Here is a 15,888-nt window from a genome sequence, read left to right on the forward strand (position 1 = left end):
CCCGCCTTCGGCGGGCTTTTTCATGTCCGCGCTGCGGGTTTCCGCCCACCGGACCGACCCGCCGCTTGCGGCTAAAATAGAGGCCTGGTTCGCACTTCTTTCAACATGTCCCGACGCATCATTCCTCTCGCCGACGTCACCGGGATGCCGGACGTCTCCGGCGTCGCGCACGCCCCGGACGGCACGCTGGCCGACACGTTCGCCAGGCCGCTGCGCGACCTGCGCATTTCGGTGACGGATCGCTGCAACTTCCGCTGCGTGTACTGCATGCCGCGCGCCGTCTTCGACAAGGACTACCCGTTCCTGCCGCACAGCGCGCTGCTCACACACGAGGAAATCGAGCGCGTGGCGCGACTCTTTGTCGCACACGGCGTCGAGAAGATCCGTATCACCGGTGGCGAGCCGCTGCTGCGCAAGAATCTCGAATTCCTGATCGAGCGCCTCGCCCGACTCACCACGCATGACGGCCGCCCGCTGGACCTGACACTCACGACCAACGGTTCGTTGCTCGCACGCAAGGCGCGCGCGCTGAAGGACGCCGGGCTCACGCGTGTGACGGTCAGCCTCGACGCGCTCGACGATACGTTGTTCAAGCGCATGAACGATGCCGAGTTCGCGAGCGCCGACGTGCTCGACGGCATCTTCGCGGCCCAGGCCGCAGGCCTCGCGCCGGTCAAGGTCAACATGGTCGTGAAGCGCGGCACCAACGACAGCGAGATCCTGCCGATGGCCAAGCGTTTCCGCGGTACCGGCGTGGTCCTGCGTTTCATCGAATACATGGACGTCGGCACGTCGAACGGCTGGAACATGACCGAGGTGCTGCCATCGGCCGACGTCATCGCACGGATCGCCGAACACTTCCCGCTCGTGCCGCTCGATCCGCACACGGCGGCCGAAACCGCGCAGCGCTGGGGCTATGCGGACGGTGGCGGCGAAATCGGCGTGATTTCGAGCGTCACACAGGCCTTCTGCGGCGACTGCACGCGTGCAAGGCTGTCGACCGAAGGCAAGCTGTACCTGTGCCTGTTCGCGTCGGCGGGCCACGACCTGCGCGCGCTCGTACGCGGCGGCGCGAGCGACGCCGAGATCGCGACCGCGATCGCCCGCATCTGGCAGGCCCGAACCGACCGTTATTCGCAGCTGCGCGGCAGCGCGTCGGCCGACGCCCTACCCGACGGCGCCGGCAAGCGGGTCGAGATGTCGTATATCGGCGGCTGACGCACGCCGCCTTCCCGCCCTCTGCCATGCCCGCTTCCGCCTCTCCCTCGATCGCCGGCCTGCTGCTCGCAGGCGGGCGTGCCACACGCATGGATGGCGTCGACAAGGGCCTGCAGTTGCTCGACGGCACGCCGCTCGCGCTGCACGTGCTGCGCCGGCTCTCGCCGCAGGTCGACGAGACGCTGATCAGTGCGAATCGCCATGCCGATCGCTATGCCGAACTCGGTGCGCCATTCGATGCGCGCATCGTCGCGGACGAAACGCCCGACTTCCCCGGCCCGCTCGCGGGACTGCTCGCCGGCATGCGGGCGGCACGCGCGCCGCTCGTCGCGTGCTCGCCATGCGATACGCCCTATCTGCCGGCCGACCTCGTCGCACGGTTGCAGGCGGCGCTCGACGCGCAGCAGGCCGACATCGCCATGGCGGTAACCGTCGACGAACAACTAGTGCGCTCGCCGCAGCCGACGTTCGCGCTGCTGCGCACGTCGCTGGCCGACGATCTAGCCGCCCGGCTCGCCGCCGGCGATCGCAAGGTGCGTGCGTGGTACGCACGCCACAAGACGGTCGAAGTCGAGTTTCACGACGAGCGTGCGTTTTACAATGCCAACTCCTGGCAGGAACTCGCCGCGCTGGCCCGCCGCTGACGGCACCCGTGCGGTTCCCGCCCGCCGCACGCGAAACCCGCGCCCAGGCACCCTCCTCGCGCCACCGGCCACGAACCCGATACGCCTTGCGGCGCAGTCCGACTGATGATCACGCAATCCTCGCCCGCCCCCCGAACCGCACCCGATTCCGATGCCCCGCTGTCGCTCGCCGACGCGCAGGCGCTCGCGTGCCGCTTCGCGGTGCCGGTCGACGCGTGTGACACGGTGACGCTGCGCGATGCGCTCGACCGCGTGCTCGCGGCCGACGTGAACGCGCCGTTCGACATTCCCGCGTACGACAACTCGGCGATGGATGGCTATGCGTTCGACGGCAGCACAGGCTCACACGCATCGCCGCAAGCCGATGTCACACTGACGGTCGTCGGCACTGCGCTCGCCGGCCATCCGTTCGACGGCGCCGTGGCGGCCGGATCATGCGTGCGCATCATGACGGGCGCGCCGATGCCGGCCGGCTGCGACACGGTGATTCCACAAGAACGCGTGCGCATCGACGGCGACACGATCCACTTCGCCGCACACGACATCGCACGCGGCGCGAACTGCCGCAAGGCCGGCGAGGATCTCGCGCGCGGCGCCTGCGCGCTTGCCGCCGGCCGCATCCTGCGGCCGTCCGATCTCGGCCTGCTGGCGTCGTTCGGTGTCACCGAGGTTTCGGTGCGCCGGCGCGTGCGCGTCGCCGTGTTCTCCACCGGCGACGAACTGCGCGAGCCCGGCGAGCCGCTCGGCCCCGGCACCCTGTACGACAGCAATCGCGGGATGCTGATCGCGATGCTCGAAAGGCTGCATGTCGACGCGGTCGATCTCGGGATCGTCCGCGACGACCCGGCCGCACTCGAAGCCGCGTTGCGCGGCGCGGTCGCCGCGCAGGCCGACGCGGTGATCACGTCGGGCGGCGTATCGGTCGGCGAAGCCGACTTCACGCGCGACGTCATGGCACGGCTCGGCGACGTGACGTTCGCGAGCCTCGCGCTGCGTCCCGGCCGCCCGCTTGCGTGCGGCACGCTCTCGCATGCGGCCGATGGCACCGGTCAGACGCTGTTCTTCGGACTGCCCGGCAACCCGGTCGCATCTGCCGTGACGTTCCATGCGATCGTGCGCCCCGCCCTGCTGACGCTGGCCGGCGCGCAGGCCAAGCCGCCTGCGATGCATACGGCACTCAGCACGCAAGCGCTGAAGACGCGCCCGGGCCGTACCGACTACCTGCGCGGCATCGCGACGCGCGCCGCCGACGGCCGCTGGCACGTCGCACCGGCCGGCTCGCAGAGTTCCGCATCGCTGAGCGGCCTCTCGGCCGCCAACTGTTTCATCGTCCTGGGCCACGATACCGCGGCAGTCGACGCGGGCACCCCGGTCGACATCCTGCCGCTCGACGGCCTGATCTGAATTCCACTATCGGTATATCTCTACGGGGGCAATCCGCACATGAAGAAACAAATTTCGTCGATCGCCGCGGGGCAGACCGCAAAGGCGCTGATCCTCGTCTACCTGACGTTCAGCGTGCCGATCGTGCTGCTCGGCATTCTCGTCGCATACGTCCGCTACGGGATGGTCGAACTGAGCACGATCCTGAGCGCGCTGCTGCTGAACGCCATCCTCGGCTTCGTGCTGCTGTGGATCGCATGCCACGCGTACAACTGGGTCGCATCGCGCTTCGGCGGCATCGAGATCGTGCTGTCCGACCCGCCGGAAGAAGCGTGAACGGAACACCGCTGATTCGCGCGGCCCAGGCACGCGACGTCGGCGCGATCCTCGCGCTGATGCGCGAGCTGGCAGAGTTCGAGAAACTTGCGCACCTGTTCGTCGCGACCGAGGCCGATCTCGCTGACGCACTGTTCGGCGAGCAGCCTGCCGCCGAGGCACGTGTGGCCGAGCACGACGGCGCGATCGTCGCGTATGCGCTGTTCTTCCACAATTATTCGACGTTCCTCGGCCGTCGCGGCCTCTATCTCGAGGACCTGTACGTGCAGCCGTCGCAGCGCGGCACGGGCCTCGGCACCGCGATGCTGCGTCACCTCGCGGCCTTGGCCGTCGAGCGCCGTTGCGGACGCTTCGAATGGTCGGTCCTCGACTGGAACCAACCGGCGATCGATTTCTACGAAAAGATGGGCGCAACCGTGCTGCCCGACTGGCGCATCGTTCGCGTCACGGGCGACGCACTGGATACGCTCGCCGGGCATTGACCACGAGCCGGCCACGCCGGTGATCGCTTCAAAAGAAAACGGGCGCCGCGGCGCCCGTTTTTGCTTTCCGGCCGATGTCGGCCATGTTCGTCATGCGTCGTCCGCATCGGCACCGTCCCCCCCTTCCCCACCAAGCAGTCCTGCCGCCGTATCGCCCGGCAGCGCCTCGACCTGCTTCAGCTTGCGGCTCATCACGCGCGTGCGCTGCTCGGCGGCCTCGATCGAGCGCGTGACCGTTTCGAGCTGCGACTTCGTGCGCGCGAGCACGTCGCCGAACTTGCCGAACTCCGTCTTCACCGCCCCGAGCACCTGCCACACCTCGCTCGACCGTTGCTCGATAGCAAGCGTGCGGAAACCCATCTGCAGGCTGTTCAACAGCGCGGTGAGCGTCGTCGGGCCGGCGACCGTCACGCGATAGTCGCGCTGCAGCAGGTCGGTCAGCCCCGGGCGCCGCAGGATCTCCGCGTAGAGCCCTTCGGTCGGCAGGAACAGTAGCGCGAAATCGGTCGTGTGCGGCGGTGCGACGTACTTCTCGGCGATCGTGCGCGCCTCCAGCCGCACGCGTGCTTCGAGCGCGCGGGCCGCTTCCTCGACTGCCACCGCATCGGCACGCTCTTGCGCGTCGATCAGCCGCTCGTAGTCTTCGCGCGGGAATTTCGCGTCGATCGGCAACCACACGGGCGGCGCGTCATGCGTGCCGGCTTCGCGCCCCGGCAGCCGGATCGCGAACTCGACGCGCTCGCTGCTCTTCGGCACCGTCGCGACGTTCTTTGCGTACTGCTCGGGCGTCAGCATCTGCTCGAGCAGCGCCTCGAGCTGCACTTCGCCCCAGGTGCCGCGCGTCTTCACGTTGGTCAGCACCTTCTTCAGGTCGCCAACGCCCGCCGCGAGCGTCTGCATCTCGCCGAGCCCGCGATGCACCTGCTCGAGCCGGTCCGACACGAGCTTGAACGATTCGCCGAGCCGCTGCTCGAGCGTTGCGTGCAGTTTCTCGTCGACGGTGCGGCGCATTTCCTCGAGCTTCGCCGCGTTGTTCGTCTCGATTTCCTTCAGCCGCTGTTCGAGCGTCGCGCGCACCTCGCCGATCCGGCGGTCGTTCGCTTCGGTCAGTTGCGTGAGCTGCCGGTTCAACGTGTCGCCGAACAGCCTGAGCGCGCCCGTCTGCTCCTCGCGCGCCTGCTGCGCCTGGCGCTGCACGCTTTCGCGCATCGCGTCGAACTGCTGCGCATTGCCGGCGACGAGCTTGCCGAGCTGCTGTGCGAAACCCTCGATCTGGTTGTTCTGTACCGTCGCGACGCTCGTCAGTTGCGCGGCGAGCGTCTGCTGAAGCTGCGCGAAGCTGCCGGCCAGCTCGGTGCGCGAACCGCGCGCGTTCTCGACGATCTCGCCGCGCAATTCTCGTTCGAGCCGCTCGACCGCGCGCGCCTGCGCATGCGCGGCGTCCTCGATCTGGTCGCCGAGTATCGCCGCATCGTCGTGGCGGCCACCGCCACGCACGAGCGTGACGATCGCCACCGCAAGCGCGACGGCCAGCACGACGACCGCCGCAAGCAACAACGTCATCGTCATGCGCGCGACTTCCCGATCACGTCAGGGTTGATCGGATTCGGCGGCTGCCCTGCACGCGGCCCTTCGCCCAGCGCGGCGATCAGGTTGTCGGCGGCAAGGTTCGCCATCGCTCGGCGCGTTTTTTCGGTCGCGCTCGCGATATGCGGCGTCAGCACGACGTTCGGCACCTCGAGCAGCGCCGGATGGACCGTCGGCTCGCCTTCGTACACATCGAGACCGGCCGCGGCGATCGTCCCGTCGCGCAGCGCGACGGCCAGCGCCGCATCGTCGACGATCCCGCCGCGCGCGATATTGGTCAGCGTCGCGGTGCGCTTCATCTTCGCGAGCTCGGCCGCGCCGATCGTGTGATGGTTTTCCTTCGTGTACGGCAGCACGAGCACGACGTGATCGGCGCGGGCGAGCAGCGCGTCCTTCGACACGTATTCGGCATTCAGCTCGGCCTCGATCTCGGGCGCGACCCGCGACCGGTTGTGATAGATCACCTGCATCCCGAAGCCGCGCGCGCGGCGCGCGAGCGCCTGGCCGATGCGCCCCATGCCGATGACGCCGAGCGTCGAGCCGTAGATGTCGCTGCCGAGGAAACCGTCGTACGCCCACTTCTGCCAGTGGCCGGCGCGCAGCCAGTGCTCGGATTCGGCGATCCGGCGGGCCGCGGCCATCATCAGCGCCCAGCCGAAATCGGCGGTCGACTCGTTCAGCACGTCGGGCGTGTTGGTGCCGAGCACGTTCGCCGCGTTGAACGCGGCCATGTCGAAATTGTTGTAGCCGACCGCCATGTTCGCCACGACGCGCAGGCGCGGCGCGGCCGCGAGCTCGGCCGCACCGACCGGATCGCCGGCCGTCAGCGCGCCGTCCTTGTCGGCCAGACGCGCGGCGAGCGCGTCGGGCGCGAGTGCGTCGCCGTTGTTCCAGTCGACGTCGAAATACTGCTTGAGCCGCTCGATCACGTCCGGAAAGATCGGACGCGCGACGAAGATCTTCTGCATCGCCATCTCCGCATGCCGCGGGCGGATCGCTGCGCGCCGTGCGCCGCAGGGACCACCCGCTCCAGGGTTGAAAATCGTCAGCTTACGCCGTGAAGAAGATCCACGACGTGAGCAGGAATACCGGTATCAGCACGACCAGCGCCCAGCCGAGATACGCGAAGAAGCTCGGCATCTTCACGCCGCGCGATTCGGCGATCGCCTTCACCATGAAATTCGGCGCGTTGCCGATATAGCTGTTCGCGCCCATGAACACCGCGCCCGCGGAAATCGCGGCGAGCGTCGACGCGCCGGTCGTCATCAGCGACTGTGCATCGCCACCCGCGAGGTTGAAGAACACGAGATAGGTCGGTGCGTTGTCGAGGAAAGACGACAGGATGCCCGTCGCCCAGAAGTACATCGCGTCGATCGGCTTGCCGTCCGGCCCCGTGACGAGATGGACGATCTGCGCGAACGCACCGTCGGCACCGGCGCGCAGGATCACGATCACCGGTGCGATCGTCACGAAGATCCCCGCGAACAGCTTCGCGACTTCCTCGATCGGCGCCCAGTTGAACGCGTTGCCCTCGCGCGCAGAGCGTGGCGTCAGCGCGAGCGACGCGAGCGTCACGCCCACGAGCGCGACGTCGCGCACGAGATTCTGCAATGCGACGTGCGTACCCCACACATCGAACGTGATGCCCGGCTTCCACACGCCGCTCATCAGTACCAGGCCGATCACGGCCGCGAGCAGCACGAAATTGATCTTGCCGTCGATCGACAGCCGGTCGCTGTCGGGCGTCGGGTCGAGCACGGCCGGCCGCTCCTCTCCGCCCTTCCGGTAGAAGTACGTATCGAGCGCGAAGAACAGCGTGAGCAGCGCCACGCAGATGAACAGCATCGGCAATGCGAGGTGCGTGGTCGTCCAGAAGAAGCTCACGCCATTCAGGAAACCGAGAAACAGCGGCGGATCGCCGAGCGGCGACAGCGAGCCGCCCGCGTTCGCGACGAGGAAGATGAAGAAGATCACGACGTGCACGACATGCTTGCGATTGTCGTTGGCGCGCAGCAGCGGCCGGATCAGCAGCATCGCGGCGCCCGTCGTGCCCATCACGCTCGCGAGCAGCGTGCCGAGCGCGAGGATCGCGGTGTTCAGCTTCGGCGTGCCGTGCAGGTTGCCGTTCACGCAGATGCCGCCCGCGACCGTATAGAGCGCGGTGAGCAGCACGATGAAGGGGATATATTCCTCGAGCAGCGCATGCACGAGCGTGCCGAACGCGGTGCCCGCGCCGAATGCGAACGCGAACGGGATCAGGAACACGACCGCCCACGCGGCCGCAATCTTGCCGAAGTGGTGATGCCAGAACACGGGGGCGACAAGCGGGAACAGTGCGATGGACAGCAGGATCCCGGCGAACGGGATGCCCCAGAGAGCGGACAGCGTGGCACCGTCGAGCGTTGCGGCCGAGGCAAGCGCGGGGGCGGCGCCAAGCGCGATCCCCGACGCCATGCCCGCCCAGGCGGCATGTCGTTTCATGCAGAACTTCCTTGTTCGAGTGGTAGTGGATGCAGCGGGCGCGTCATGCGCCCCGTACGACGATCACGTGAACGCGGTACGGGCCGTGCGCGCCCAGTACGATGGTCTGCTCGATATCGCCCGTGCGCGACGGGCCCGATACGAAGTTGACCGCGCGCGGCAATTCGCCGCGCTCCGAGCGGATCAGCGCAAAGGCGTCTTCATGACCGGCGACGATCCGCGACGCGGGAACGATTGCGATATGCGTTTCCGGCAGCAGGCCGGCCGACGCATAGGTGTCGGGGCCGGACAGCAGCACCAGCGAGCCCGTTTCGGCGGTCGCGCAAAAGCAGCCGGTGAGGCCGACCAGATCGCCGTCGCGCGGCTTGCGGCATTCGACCGACAGGCCTGCGCCCGCCCAGTCGAAATCGGCCAGCGTGCGCCACGCGACGGCCTGCGTCGGCAGGCCGTGAGCGGAAAGGTAGCGGGCCGCGGCGGCCGGTACGTCGGCAAGCGTCGCGACTTCGTCGACCGAGGTCGACAGGCGTGCCGCTTCGTCGACGAATGCAGCGACGAGATCGGCCGGCACCGGCGGGCGCGGGCCTTCCGGATGACGGGCGAGATAGTCGGCAACGCCGTCGCGCTCGGCCGCATCGGGTTCGGCCGCGCGCCCCTGTGCCGCGCGAATGCGCGCGAGGATCTGGCGACGGGCAGCGGAAGTGTCCATGAACGGTCCTCGTGACGTTGGCGGGCGATACCGTCGGATTATACCGACCGCCCCCGCCGCCACGCAGTTTTGGCCGTTCGGCCGACGCTTACTTCGACGCGTCGTCCTCGACCGGCTGCGCGATGCCGAACACCTGGCGCAGGTAGGCGAGATACGCCTTGTCGTCGCACATGCTCTTGCCCGGCGAATCCGACAGCTTCGCGACCGGCTGGCCGTTGCAGCGGACCATCTTGATCACGATCTGCAGCGGCACGTAGCCGAGATCGTTGGTGAGGTTCGTGCCGACGCCGAACGCGAGCTTGCAGCGGCCACGGAAACGTTCGTACAACTGCATGACCTTCGGGATGTCGAGTGCGTCCGAGAACACGAGCACCTTGGTACGCGGGTCGCAACGGTTCACCTCGTAATGGCGCAGCATCCGCTCGCCCCATTCGAACGGATCGCCCGAATCGTGGCGTGCGCCGTCGAACAGCTTGCAGAAGTACATGTCGAAGTCGTTCAGGAATGCATCCATCCCGTAGACGTCCGACAGCGCGATCCCGAGGTCGCCGCGGTATTCCTTCGCCCACATCTCGAAGCCGTAGATTTGCGAATCGCGCAGCCGCGGGCCAAGCGCCTGGCAGGCCTGCAAGTACTCGTGCGCCATCGTGCCGAGCGGCGTGATGCCGTGCTTCATCGCATACAGCACGTTGCTCGTGCCCGCGAACTGCGGGCCGAGGCCGTCGCGCAACGTGAGCGCGACCTCCTCGTGCCAGACCTTCGAGAAGCGCCGGCGCGTGCCGTAGTCGGCGATCTTGCAGTCGGCGAATTCGGGCTTCGCACCGAGCAGCTTGATCTTCTCGCGCAGCCGCTCGCGGCCTTCGCGATAGTCGGGCTCGCGCTGGGTATTGCGGAAATACACTTCGTTGACGATCGCGAGCACCGGGATCTCGAACAGGATCGTGTGCAGCCACGGCCCCGTGATCTCGATGTCGATTTCACCATTGCCCTTCGGCGACGGCGTGATCGAGATGTACTTCTCGTTCAGGTGGAACAGCGCGAGGAAGTCGACGAAATCGCTCTTGATGAAACGCATCCGCCGCAGGTAGTCGAGTTCGACGTCGGAAAAACGCAGCGCGCACAGGCCGCGCACCTCGTCGCGGATCTCGTCGATGTACGGCACGAGATCGACGCCGGGCGTGCGGCACCGGAAACGGTATTCGACGCTTGCAGCGGGGAAGTGATGCAGGACGACCTGCATCATCGTGAACTTGTAGAGATCCGTGTCGAGCAGCGAAGTGATGATCATGATTGCGGCACCGCCAATATCGTGACAGGGCCTCGGCGCACCGCGCGCCGCCCGGTCTGCCGGCCATGTTACCCGAATGCGGGCCCGACCATCGTGAAACCGCCTGCCGCCCTGCTGCGGTCGCGTGCCCGTTCCTGCGTAAGGAACACGCACTGCCGCTGGTGCGCCCCTTCAACGCGCGCCGGAGGCGCCCCATAAACTAATCACGAAACGATATAAGCCGGATAGCCGACCACGCCATGCGGGTTTTGCGCTTCAGTTACAATGCCGGTTTTGGCGCAAACGCCACCCCATATATACCGCCAAGCAGGAGCGTTTTAATGACTCACGTTGTGACCGAAGGCTGCATCAAGTGCAAATACACGGACTGCGTGGATGTGTGCCCGGTGGATTGCTTCCGTGAAGGTCCCAACTTTCTCGCCATCGATCCGGACGAGTGCATCGACTGCGCCGTGTGCGTCGCCGAGTGCCCGACCAATGCGATCTATGCCGAAGAAGACGTTCCGGGCGACCAGCAGCAGTTCACCGCGCTGAACGCCGAGCTGGCGAAGGACTGGCCGTCGATCACGAAGACCAAGCCGGCACCCGCCGACGCGGACGAGTGGAAGGACGTGCAGGACAAGCTGCACCTGCTCGAGCGCTGATCGCGCAGCGGCCGCAAAAAATTTTTGTGCGCCGCGACTCAAAAGTATTGACGACCTGATCAACGCTCCATATAATCTCGTTTCTCTGCTGTTGTTGTTTGTTCCCCGATAGCTCAGTCGGTAGAGCGCCGGACTGTTAATCCGTAGGTCCCTGGTTCGAGCCCAGGTCGGGGAGCCAAAAACGCAAAGGCCCGTTGAAAGTGGACGGGCTTTTTGCTGATAGACAAACAAGCATGCAGATGTACCGATTTATTCCCCGATAGCTCAGTCGGTAGAGCGCCGGACTGTTAATCCGTAGGTCCCTGGTTCGAGCCCAGGTCGGGGAGCCAAATAGCGAAAGGCCCGTCATGCGACGGGCCTTTTGTTTTTCCGGACCGCCATTCGGCTTTCATCGCCCGGCCCGTGCGCATGCTAGAGTCTCTGTCCCGCATTCGCATCCGGTTCCGTCGATGAAGCACCGCCTCCTCCGCTCAGCCCCCTTCGCTCTCCTGCTTTCTGCGTTCGCCGCGGCACCGCTCGCGCACGCGGAGGAAGTCGGCAGCGTCAACACCCATTTCCGCGTCACGGGCTCCGATCGCGTGGTCGTCGAGGCGTACGACGATCCGGTCGTGAACGGCGTGACCTGCTACGTGTCGCGCGCCCGCACCGGCGGGATCAAGGGCACGCTCGGCGTCGCCGAGGATCCGAGCGAAGCGTCGATCGCGTGCCGGCAAGTCGGCCCGATCAGCTTCAAGGAGCCGCTCAAGCAGCAGACCGACGTGTTCAGCGAGCGCATGTCGTTCATCTTCAAGACCCTGCACGTCGTGCGCGTGGTCGACACCAAGCGCAACACGATCGTCTACCTGACCTACAGCGACCGCATCGTCAGCGGCAGCCCGAAGAACGCCGTCACCGCGGTACCGATGCCGGCCGGCACGACGATTCCGGTCAAGTAAAGCCCGCGCCTGCCGGGCGCGCGAGCGATACACTGTCGATTCGACCGCTTCCGCGCCCGATCATGTCCGCCACCCGCCTTCCCGACTCCGCACGCTACTGGCGCACGCCGCTGCTGCCGGACGCGGACCTCCTCACGGCCACCTATCGCGATCACGCTTTCGCCCCCCACTGGCACGACGCGTACACGATCCCCGTGATTCTCGAAGGTGCGGAGCGCTTCACCTATCGCGGCAGCGGCTATGTCGCCGAAACCGGCTCCGTGCCCGTCATCAATCCCGGCGAGGTGCATACGGGGTCGCGCGCGGCCGATGAAGGCTGGTGCTATCGCGTCAGCTACATACCGGTCGAATTCATCCACGAACTCACCCGTGCGATCGCCGGCCGCCCACAGGACGCGCCGTGGTTTGCACCCGGCGTGATTCGCGACGCCGATCTTGCGGCCCGGCTCACGCTGGCGCACCGGATGATGGAGGCCGGCAGCGAGCGCGCACTGCCCCTGCAGACGCACGGGCAGCCGGCTCATGATCCGGCGAGCGGCGAACGCATCTACGATCCGCTCGCCGCCGAAACGGCGATGCTCGACGCGTTGTCGACGCTGATCGTGCGCCATGCCGACGCACTGCCGCGACCGGCGCCGCTCGCAGCGGACGAACCGCGCGTCGACGTGATGCGCGAGCGTCTCGCCGTCGACCTCGTGTGCCCGGTGACGCTCGACGAGGTCGCGCAGGCGGCCGGCCTGTCGCCGTTCCACGCGGCGCGCCTGTTCACCCGCACGACCGGCATGCCGCCGCATGCGTGGCGCAATCAGTTGCGCTTGCAGCGCGCGCTGGCGCCGCTGCGCGCGGGCGTGCCCGTCGCCGACGTCGCGGCGGCCAGCGGCTTCGTCGACCAAAGCCACTTCACACGACATTTCAAACGCATGTTCGGCGTGCCGCCCGGGCGCTGGCAGGCGAGCTGACACACAGCGTCCGGCCCGCCACCGCGATACCGCTCCATCCCGGAAGCGCAAGAACATACAAGCGGGCACATCCCGTGCTCGCTATCCTCCCGTTCATGGAGGAGCCCCTTTGAAACCGATACCCGCAGCGCCTGCCCGCCGCGCATTGAACGAATGGCTCGACGGTGCGCGCGACACGATTCCGATGATGATCGGCGCCGCCCCGTTCGGCGTGATTTTCGGCACGCTCGTTGGCGGCGGTCCGCTGGCCGCATGGCATGGCGCGCTGATGTCGCTCGCCGTGTTCGCGGGCTCCGCGCAATTCATCGCGCTCGGCCTGATCGCGGGCAGCGCGAGCTTCGTCGTCGTGCTCGCGACCACGCTGATCGTGAACCTGCGTCACCTGCTGTACAGCGCAACGCTCGCGCCCTATGTCGCACACCTGCCGCTGCGCTGGCGTGCGACGCTCGGCGCACTGATGACCGACGAGGTGTTCGCGGTCGCCTATGCGCACTACCGGCATTTCCCGCCGGGCACGATCGGCCCCCACTACTTCTTCGGCTCGGGGCTCGCGATGTACCTGAACTGGCAGGTCTGGACACTCGCCGGCATCGGCTTTGGTGCGGCATTTCCCGGTCTGCAGTCGCTCGGTCTCGATTTCGCGATGGCGGCGACCTTCATCGCGATCGTCGTCCCGCAACTCGGCACGCTGCGCTATTTCGCGGCAGCCGTGACAGCCGGCACGCTCGCGTATTTCTGGCAGGGCTGGCCGTACAAGCTCGGGCTGCTTGGCGCGGTCGCCGCCGGCGTCGCGGTCGGTGTCGCACTCACGCTGCGGCACGAACGCACGCGCGCCGGCTCGCGCACGGAGGCTGCATCGTGAGCTACGCGCTGCTGATTCTCGGGATGGCCGTCATCACGTACGCGATTCGCTCGACGCTGTTCCTGTTCGGCGAACGACTGGCCTTCCCGCCGCTCGTGCGAACCGCGCTCGGCTTCGTGCCCGTCACCGTGCTGACCGCGATCATCGTGCCGATGGTCGTTTCGCCGCACGGCGGCACGGCCGAGCTGACCTGGCGCAATCCACAGCTCGTCGGCGCGCTCGCTGCCGTGCTCGTGTCGGCCGCCACCCGCCGCCCGCTCGTGACGATCGCAGTTGGGCTCGCGGTGTTCTTTTTCTGGCAAGGGATCGTGCTGCCCCACTGGCTGCCGGCCTGAGCACGCGCTCGGTCGCGTGCGCTCAAGTTTCCGCCCGGCGCGCCGATATAGGGAATGAAGACCCGCCACCGGCCTCGGCGCGCACCGGTCAGTCGACGCTGCGCCCGTCCCGGTGCGCCGTGCCGGCCGCCGGCTTGCACGGGCCGCCATCGAGACGATTCATGGGCCAGATCACCCTTTCCCTCAAGGACGACACGCTCGAGTCCCTGCGCAAGGACTACGACGCTTTCGTTCGCGTGTCGCTGAAACTCGACCCGCAGTTCGCGACGCCGTCGTTCGAGGATTTCCTGCGCGCCAAGCTGCTCGACAACATGGTGCCGCTGACCGAGCACGCGGTGCAGCGGATGCTGCAGGGAGGCCAGTACGCGTGGGCGAAACGCACGCTCGACAAGGAATTTCCGGACGTCGTCGCGATCCTCATGCGACAGGCCGGCGAATTCGGTTTCGGCTTCGCGTCGCGCTCCGAATGGACCCCCGACGAACTCGCGAAGGCGTGCCGCGACTGGGCGAAAGCGATCGTCGCCGAAGCGCAGGGCGATCCGTCGCTGATCGATCCGCTCGCCTCGCAGATCAAGGGGGCGGCGCAAGACATCCAGACGCTCGAGGAATTGATGCAGACACCTGCGTGGCGGCTCGCGGAATCGCTGCGACAACGGGTCTACGAAGCCAAGCTCGCATGCGAGATGAGCGTCGGCAGCACCGCGCGCGACAAGCTCGGCGAACTGCGCGGGCTGCTGCGGCTCGGGCTCGCGCACGGTTCGTTCCAGAAGCAGGAGGCGCAGCAGATCATGGAGTACCTGCGGCTGCTGAAGCCGGAGATCTTCGTCGAGGAGCCATACGACGTCTTCGCCCGCCTCGCCGCGTGGCTGCGCAGCGTATTCACCCCGGCTGCCGCGCGGCCGGCGCAGGGTCCGGGACAAGGGCAGAGCCAACGGCGACCGTAACGGCACGCCCGTTCGCATAAACAGATGAAAGCGGCCCGGTTCGCGCAACGCGAACCGGGCCGTCGGATGGCCACCGTCGCGACGCGCCGTCGAGGACGAGCGTCGCGCGGCGCCGGCCACCGCTTACTGCGTGGCGCCCTGGGCCGATGCACCGCCCTCCGCGCCGACCGACGCACCGCCTTCGGTTGCTTCACCGGCCTTCGCCTTGGCCGAGCCGACATGGCTCTTGGCCGACTTCGCGGCGTGCTTCGTGTGCTTCTTGGCCGAGTGGACGGCCGACGACGTCGACTCCTTCGCACCATCGGCCGCCGCGCCGACCGCATCGGTTGCGCCGCCGACCGCATTGCCCGACGCGTTCGCGCCCGCACTGCCCTGCATGCCGGCACCGGCACCCGCCGCCGGCGTCTGCGCCTGTACGCCGGCACCGGCTGCGCCCTGCACCGCCGTACCCGTCTGGGCAAATGCGGCCGAAGTGGCGAACGCCGTCAACGCGGCACCGATCAGCATCGTACGAATCTTGGACATGGCAATTCTCCTCAGGAAGTTGTGAGCCCGAACCGCAGCGATGCGGTCCGTCGCGTCCCCGCCGCAACACGCAGCAGGTACGACAGAAGACCCGCGGCCCGCGCGGCCGGTTCTCGAATCTCTCAGACTGTTACCCACCGTTTCATTTGCTGACGAATGGCTCACACTCCCTAACAACTGCGAGCGGCGGCCAGCCGCGCTCGCGCGCCGGCCCGCGGTGCCGTATGATGCGAGGCGATTCCTCCCGCGCTTTGCGCACCTTCTTCGTCATGCCCAATCTGGATTTCACGCTGACCGGCGAATACGTCGAGCTGCACAACCTTCTCAAGATCACCGGCCTCGCGGACAGCGGCGGCACCGCGAAGCTGATCGTCGCGTCCGGCGCGGTGAAAGTCGACGGCGCGGTCGAGCTGCGCAAGACCTGCAAGATCCGTGCGGGCCAGGTCGTCCTGCTCGGCGACACGCGCATTGCCGTGCGCGAAGCCTAGGGCCGACGGTTCCCCCTGCCTGCGACATGGCCATCGGCGCGCGCGTTCGACACCGTTCGAATAAAGCCGTA

The 15,888-nt window shown here is 67.3% G+C and carries 18 protein-coding genes and 2 tRNA genes; 14 read left to right on the plus strand and 6 right to left on the minus strand.

Going from position 1 to position 15,888, the window contains the following annotated elements:
• The first annotated feature begins 105 nt into the window (after window positions 1–105).
• From moaA to C5O79_RS02925, 5 genes are all read left to right on the plus strand, one after another.
• Entirely contained in the window at window positions 106–1,218 is a 1,113-nt protein-coding gene (gene moaA / locus C5O79_RS02905; protein WP_122473692.1) for a GTP 3',8-cyclase MoaA, read from the plus strand.
• A gap of 26 nt (window positions 1,219–1,244) precedes the next feature.
• Window positions 1,245–1,862 carry a molybdenum cofactor guanylyltransferase MobA gene (gene mobA, locus C5O79_RS02910; RefSeq protein WP_047850511.1) on the plus strand — a complete coding sequence of 206 codons (618 nt, stop codon included), beginning with the start codon at window positions 1,245–1,247 and terminating at the stop codon, window positions 1,860–1,862.
• 105 nt (window positions 1,863–1,967) lie between these two features.
• On the plus strand, window positions 1,968–3,266 hold the full coding sequence (gene glp, locus C5O79_RS02915; RefSeq protein WP_122473691.1) for a gephyrin-like molybdotransferase Glp: 1,299 nt from the start codon (window positions 1,968–1,970) through the stop codon (window positions 3,264–3,266).
• Between the two features lie 39 nt (window positions 3,267–3,305).
• Entirely contained in the window at window positions 3,306–3,581 is a 276-nt protein-coding gene (locus C5O79_RS02920; protein ID WP_006401288.1) for a hypothetical protein, read from the plus strand.
• Window positions 3,578–4,063: a GNAT family N-acetyltransferase gene (locus tag C5O79_RS02925; RefSeq protein ID WP_105817514.1), complete on the plus strand. Its 486-nt coding sequence runs from the start codon at window positions 3,578–3,580 to the stop codon at window positions 4,061–4,063. The genes C5O79_RS02920 and C5O79_RS02925 overlap by 4 nt, the downstream gene beginning before the upstream one ends.
• A 90-nt stretch (window positions 4,064–4,153) precedes the next feature.
• On the opposite strand, the gene rmuC is transcribed toward C5O79_RS02925, so the two are convergent.
• From rmuC to pncB, 5 genes are all read right to left on the minus strand, one after another.
• Window positions 4,154–5,632, minus strand: coding sequence for a DNA recombination protein RmuC (rmuC, locus tag C5O79_RS02930; RefSeq protein ID WP_122473690.1), 1,479 nt, complete (start codon window positions 5,630–5,632; stop codon window positions 4,154–4,156).
• Window positions 5,629–6,618, minus strand: a complete 990-nt coding sequence (locus C5O79_RS02935) for a D-glycerate dehydrogenase (RefSeq protein WP_122474515.1) — start codon at window positions 6,616–6,618, stop codon at window positions 5,629–5,631. Before C5O79_RS02935 ends, rmuC begins: the two co-directional genes overlap by 4 nt.
• Window positions 6,619–6,700: 82 nt before the next feature.
• A complete protein-coding gene (locus tag C5O79_RS02940) occupies window positions 6,701–8,131 on the minus strand; it encodes a sodium:proton antiporter (protein WP_046545230.1) in 1,431 nt (476 codons plus the stop codon).
• Window positions 8,132–8,174: 43 nt separating this feature from the next.
• Window positions 8,175–8,837: a lactate utilization protein C gene (locus C5O79_RS02945; RefSeq protein WP_046545229.1), complete on the minus strand. Its 663-nt coding sequence runs from the start codon at window positions 8,835–8,837 to the stop codon at window positions 8,175–8,177.
• A gap of 88 nt (window positions 8,838–8,925) precedes the next feature.
• Window positions 8,926–10,125, minus strand: a complete 1,200-nt coding sequence (gene pncB, locus C5O79_RS02950; protein ID WP_046545228.1) for a nicotinate phosphoribosyltransferase — start codon at window positions 10,123–10,125, stop codon at window positions 8,926–8,928.
• Between the two features lie 320 nt (window positions 10,126–10,445).
• On the opposite strand from pncB, the gene fdxA reads away from it, so the two are divergent.
• The 8 genes from fdxA (at window position 10,446) to C5O79_RS02995 (ending at window position 14,804) form a co-directional block, all read left to right on the plus strand.
• Entirely contained in the window at window positions 10,446–10,769 is a 324-nt protein-coding gene (gene fdxA, locus C5O79_RS02960) for a ferredoxin FdxA (protein ID WP_011351384.1), read from the plus strand.
• A gap of 102 nt (window positions 10,770–10,871) precedes the next feature.
• Window positions 10,872–10,947 (plus strand) — tRNA-Asn (locus C5O79_RS02965).
• 75 nt (window positions 10,948–11,022) lie between these two features.
• A tRNA-Asn gene (locus C5O79_RS02970) sits at window positions 11,023–11,098 on the plus strand.
• A gap of 120 nt (window positions 11,099–11,218) precedes the next feature.
• Window positions 11,219–11,704, plus strand: a complete 486-nt coding sequence (locus tag C5O79_RS02975) for a CreA family protein (RefSeq protein ID WP_046545227.1) — start codon at window positions 11,219–11,221, stop codon at window positions 11,702–11,704.
• 62 nt (window positions 11,705–11,766) lie between these two features.
• Window positions 11,767–12,663, plus strand: a complete 897-nt coding sequence (locus C5O79_RS02980) for an AraC family transcriptional regulator (protein WP_047850514.1) — start codon at window positions 11,767–11,769, stop codon at window positions 12,661–12,663.
• A gap of 109 nt (window positions 12,664–12,772) precedes the next feature.
• Window positions 12,773–13,525, plus strand: a complete 753-nt coding sequence (locus tag C5O79_RS02985) for an AzlC family ABC transporter permease (RefSeq protein WP_047850515.1) — start codon at window positions 12,773–12,775, stop codon at window positions 13,523–13,525.
• Window positions 13,522–13,860: an AzlD domain-containing protein gene (locus tag C5O79_RS02990; protein ID WP_039370901.1), complete on the plus strand. Its 339-nt coding sequence runs from the start codon at window positions 13,522–13,524 to the stop codon at window positions 13,858–13,860. Before C5O79_RS02985 ends, C5O79_RS02990 begins: the two co-directional genes overlap by 4 nt.
• A gap of 161 nt (window positions 13,861–14,021) precedes the next feature.
• Window positions 14,022–14,804 (plus strand): DUF4088 family protein, encoded by a 783-nt coding sequence (locus C5O79_RS02995; RefSeq protein ID WP_046545224.1) that lies wholly within the window; start codon window positions 14,022–14,024, stop codon window positions 14,802–14,804.
• Window positions 14,805–14,927: 123 nt separating this feature from the next.
• On the opposite strand, the gene C5O79_RS03000 is transcribed toward C5O79_RS02995, so the two are convergent.
• The gene (locus C5O79_RS03000; protein ID WP_046545223.1) at window positions 14,928–15,329 is read right to left on the minus strand and encodes a hypothetical protein; all 402 of its coding nucleotides are present in this window, start codon (window positions 15,327–15,329) and stop codon (window positions 14,928–14,930) included.
• A 269-nt stretch (window positions 15,330–15,598) separates the two neighbouring features.
• On the opposite strand from C5O79_RS03000, the gene C5O79_RS03005 reads away from it, so the two are divergent.
• Window positions 15,599–15,817, plus strand: a complete 219-nt coding sequence (locus C5O79_RS03005) for an RNA-binding S4 domain-containing protein (RefSeq protein WP_006486208.1) — start codon at window positions 15,599–15,601, stop codon at window positions 15,815–15,817.
• Window positions 15,818–15,888 lie beyond the last annotated feature (71 nt).

This window comes from Burkholderia sp. SRS-25, from assembly GCF_004343765.1.
Classification (GTDB): Bacteria; Pseudomonadota; Gammaproteobacteria; order Burkholderiales; family Burkholderiaceae; genus Burkholderia; species Burkholderia contaminans.

Excerpts from the sequence above, each read along its gene's own strand:
- C5O79_RS02995 (WP_046545224.1), top strand. The coding sequence starts at position 14,022 with ATGGGCCAGATCACCCTTTCCCTCAAGGACGACACGCTCGAGTCCCTG.
- mobA (WP_047850511.1), top strand. The coding sequence starts at position 1,245 with ATGCCCGCTTCCGCCTCTCCCTCGATCGCCGGCCTGCTGCTCGCAGGC.
- C5O79_RS02975 (WP_046545227.1), top strand. The coding sequence starts at position 11,219 with ATGAAGCACCGCCTCCTCCGCTCAGCCCCCTTCGCTCTCCTGCTTTCT.
- C5O79_RS03000 (WP_046545223.1), bottom strand. The coding sequence starts at position 15,329 with ATGTCCAAGATTCGTACGATGCTGATCGGTGCCGCGTTGACGGCGTTC.
- C5O79_RS02935 (WP_122474515.1), bottom strand. The coding sequence starts at position 6,618 with ATGCAGAAGATCTTCGTCGCGCGTCCGATCTTTCCGGACGTGATCGAG.
- C5O79_RS02940 (WP_046545230.1), bottom strand. The coding sequence starts at position 8,131 with ATGAAACGACATGCCGCCTGGGCGGGCATGGCGTCGGGGATCGCGCTT.
- rmuC (WP_122473690.1), bottom strand. The coding sequence starts at position 5,632 with ATGACGATGACGTTGTTGCTTGCGGCGGTCGTCGTGCTGGCCGTCGCG.
- glp (WP_122473691.1), top strand. The coding sequence starts at position 1,968 with ATGATCACGCAATCCTCGCCCGCCCCCCGAACCGCACCCGATTCCGAT.
- C5O79_RS02945 (WP_046545229.1), bottom strand. The coding sequence starts at position 8,837 with ATGGACACTTCCGCTGCCCGTCGCCAGATCCTCGCGCGCATTCGCGCG.
- fdxA (WP_011351384.1), top strand. The coding sequence starts at position 10,446 with ATGACTCACGTTGTGACCGAAGGCTGCATCAAGTGCAAATACACGGAC.
- pncB (WP_046545228.1), bottom strand. The coding sequence starts at position 10,125 with ATGATCATCACTTCGCTGCTCGACACGGATCTCTACAAGTTCACGATG.
- moaA (WP_122473692.1), top strand. The coding sequence starts at position 106 with ATGTCCCGACGCATCATTCCTCTCGCCGACGTCACCGGGATGCCGGAC.
- C5O79_RS02920 (WP_006401288.1), top strand. The coding sequence starts at position 3,306 with ATGAAGAAACAAATTTCGTCGATCGCCGCGGGGCAGACCGCAAAGGCG.
- C5O79_RS02980 (WP_047850514.1), top strand. The coding sequence starts at position 11,767 with ATGTCCGCCACCCGCCTTCCCGACTCCGCACGCTACTGGCGCACGCCG.
- C5O79_RS03005 (WP_006486208.1), top strand. The coding sequence starts at position 15,599 with ATGCCCAATCTGGATTTCACGCTGACCGGCGAATACGTCGAGCTGCAC.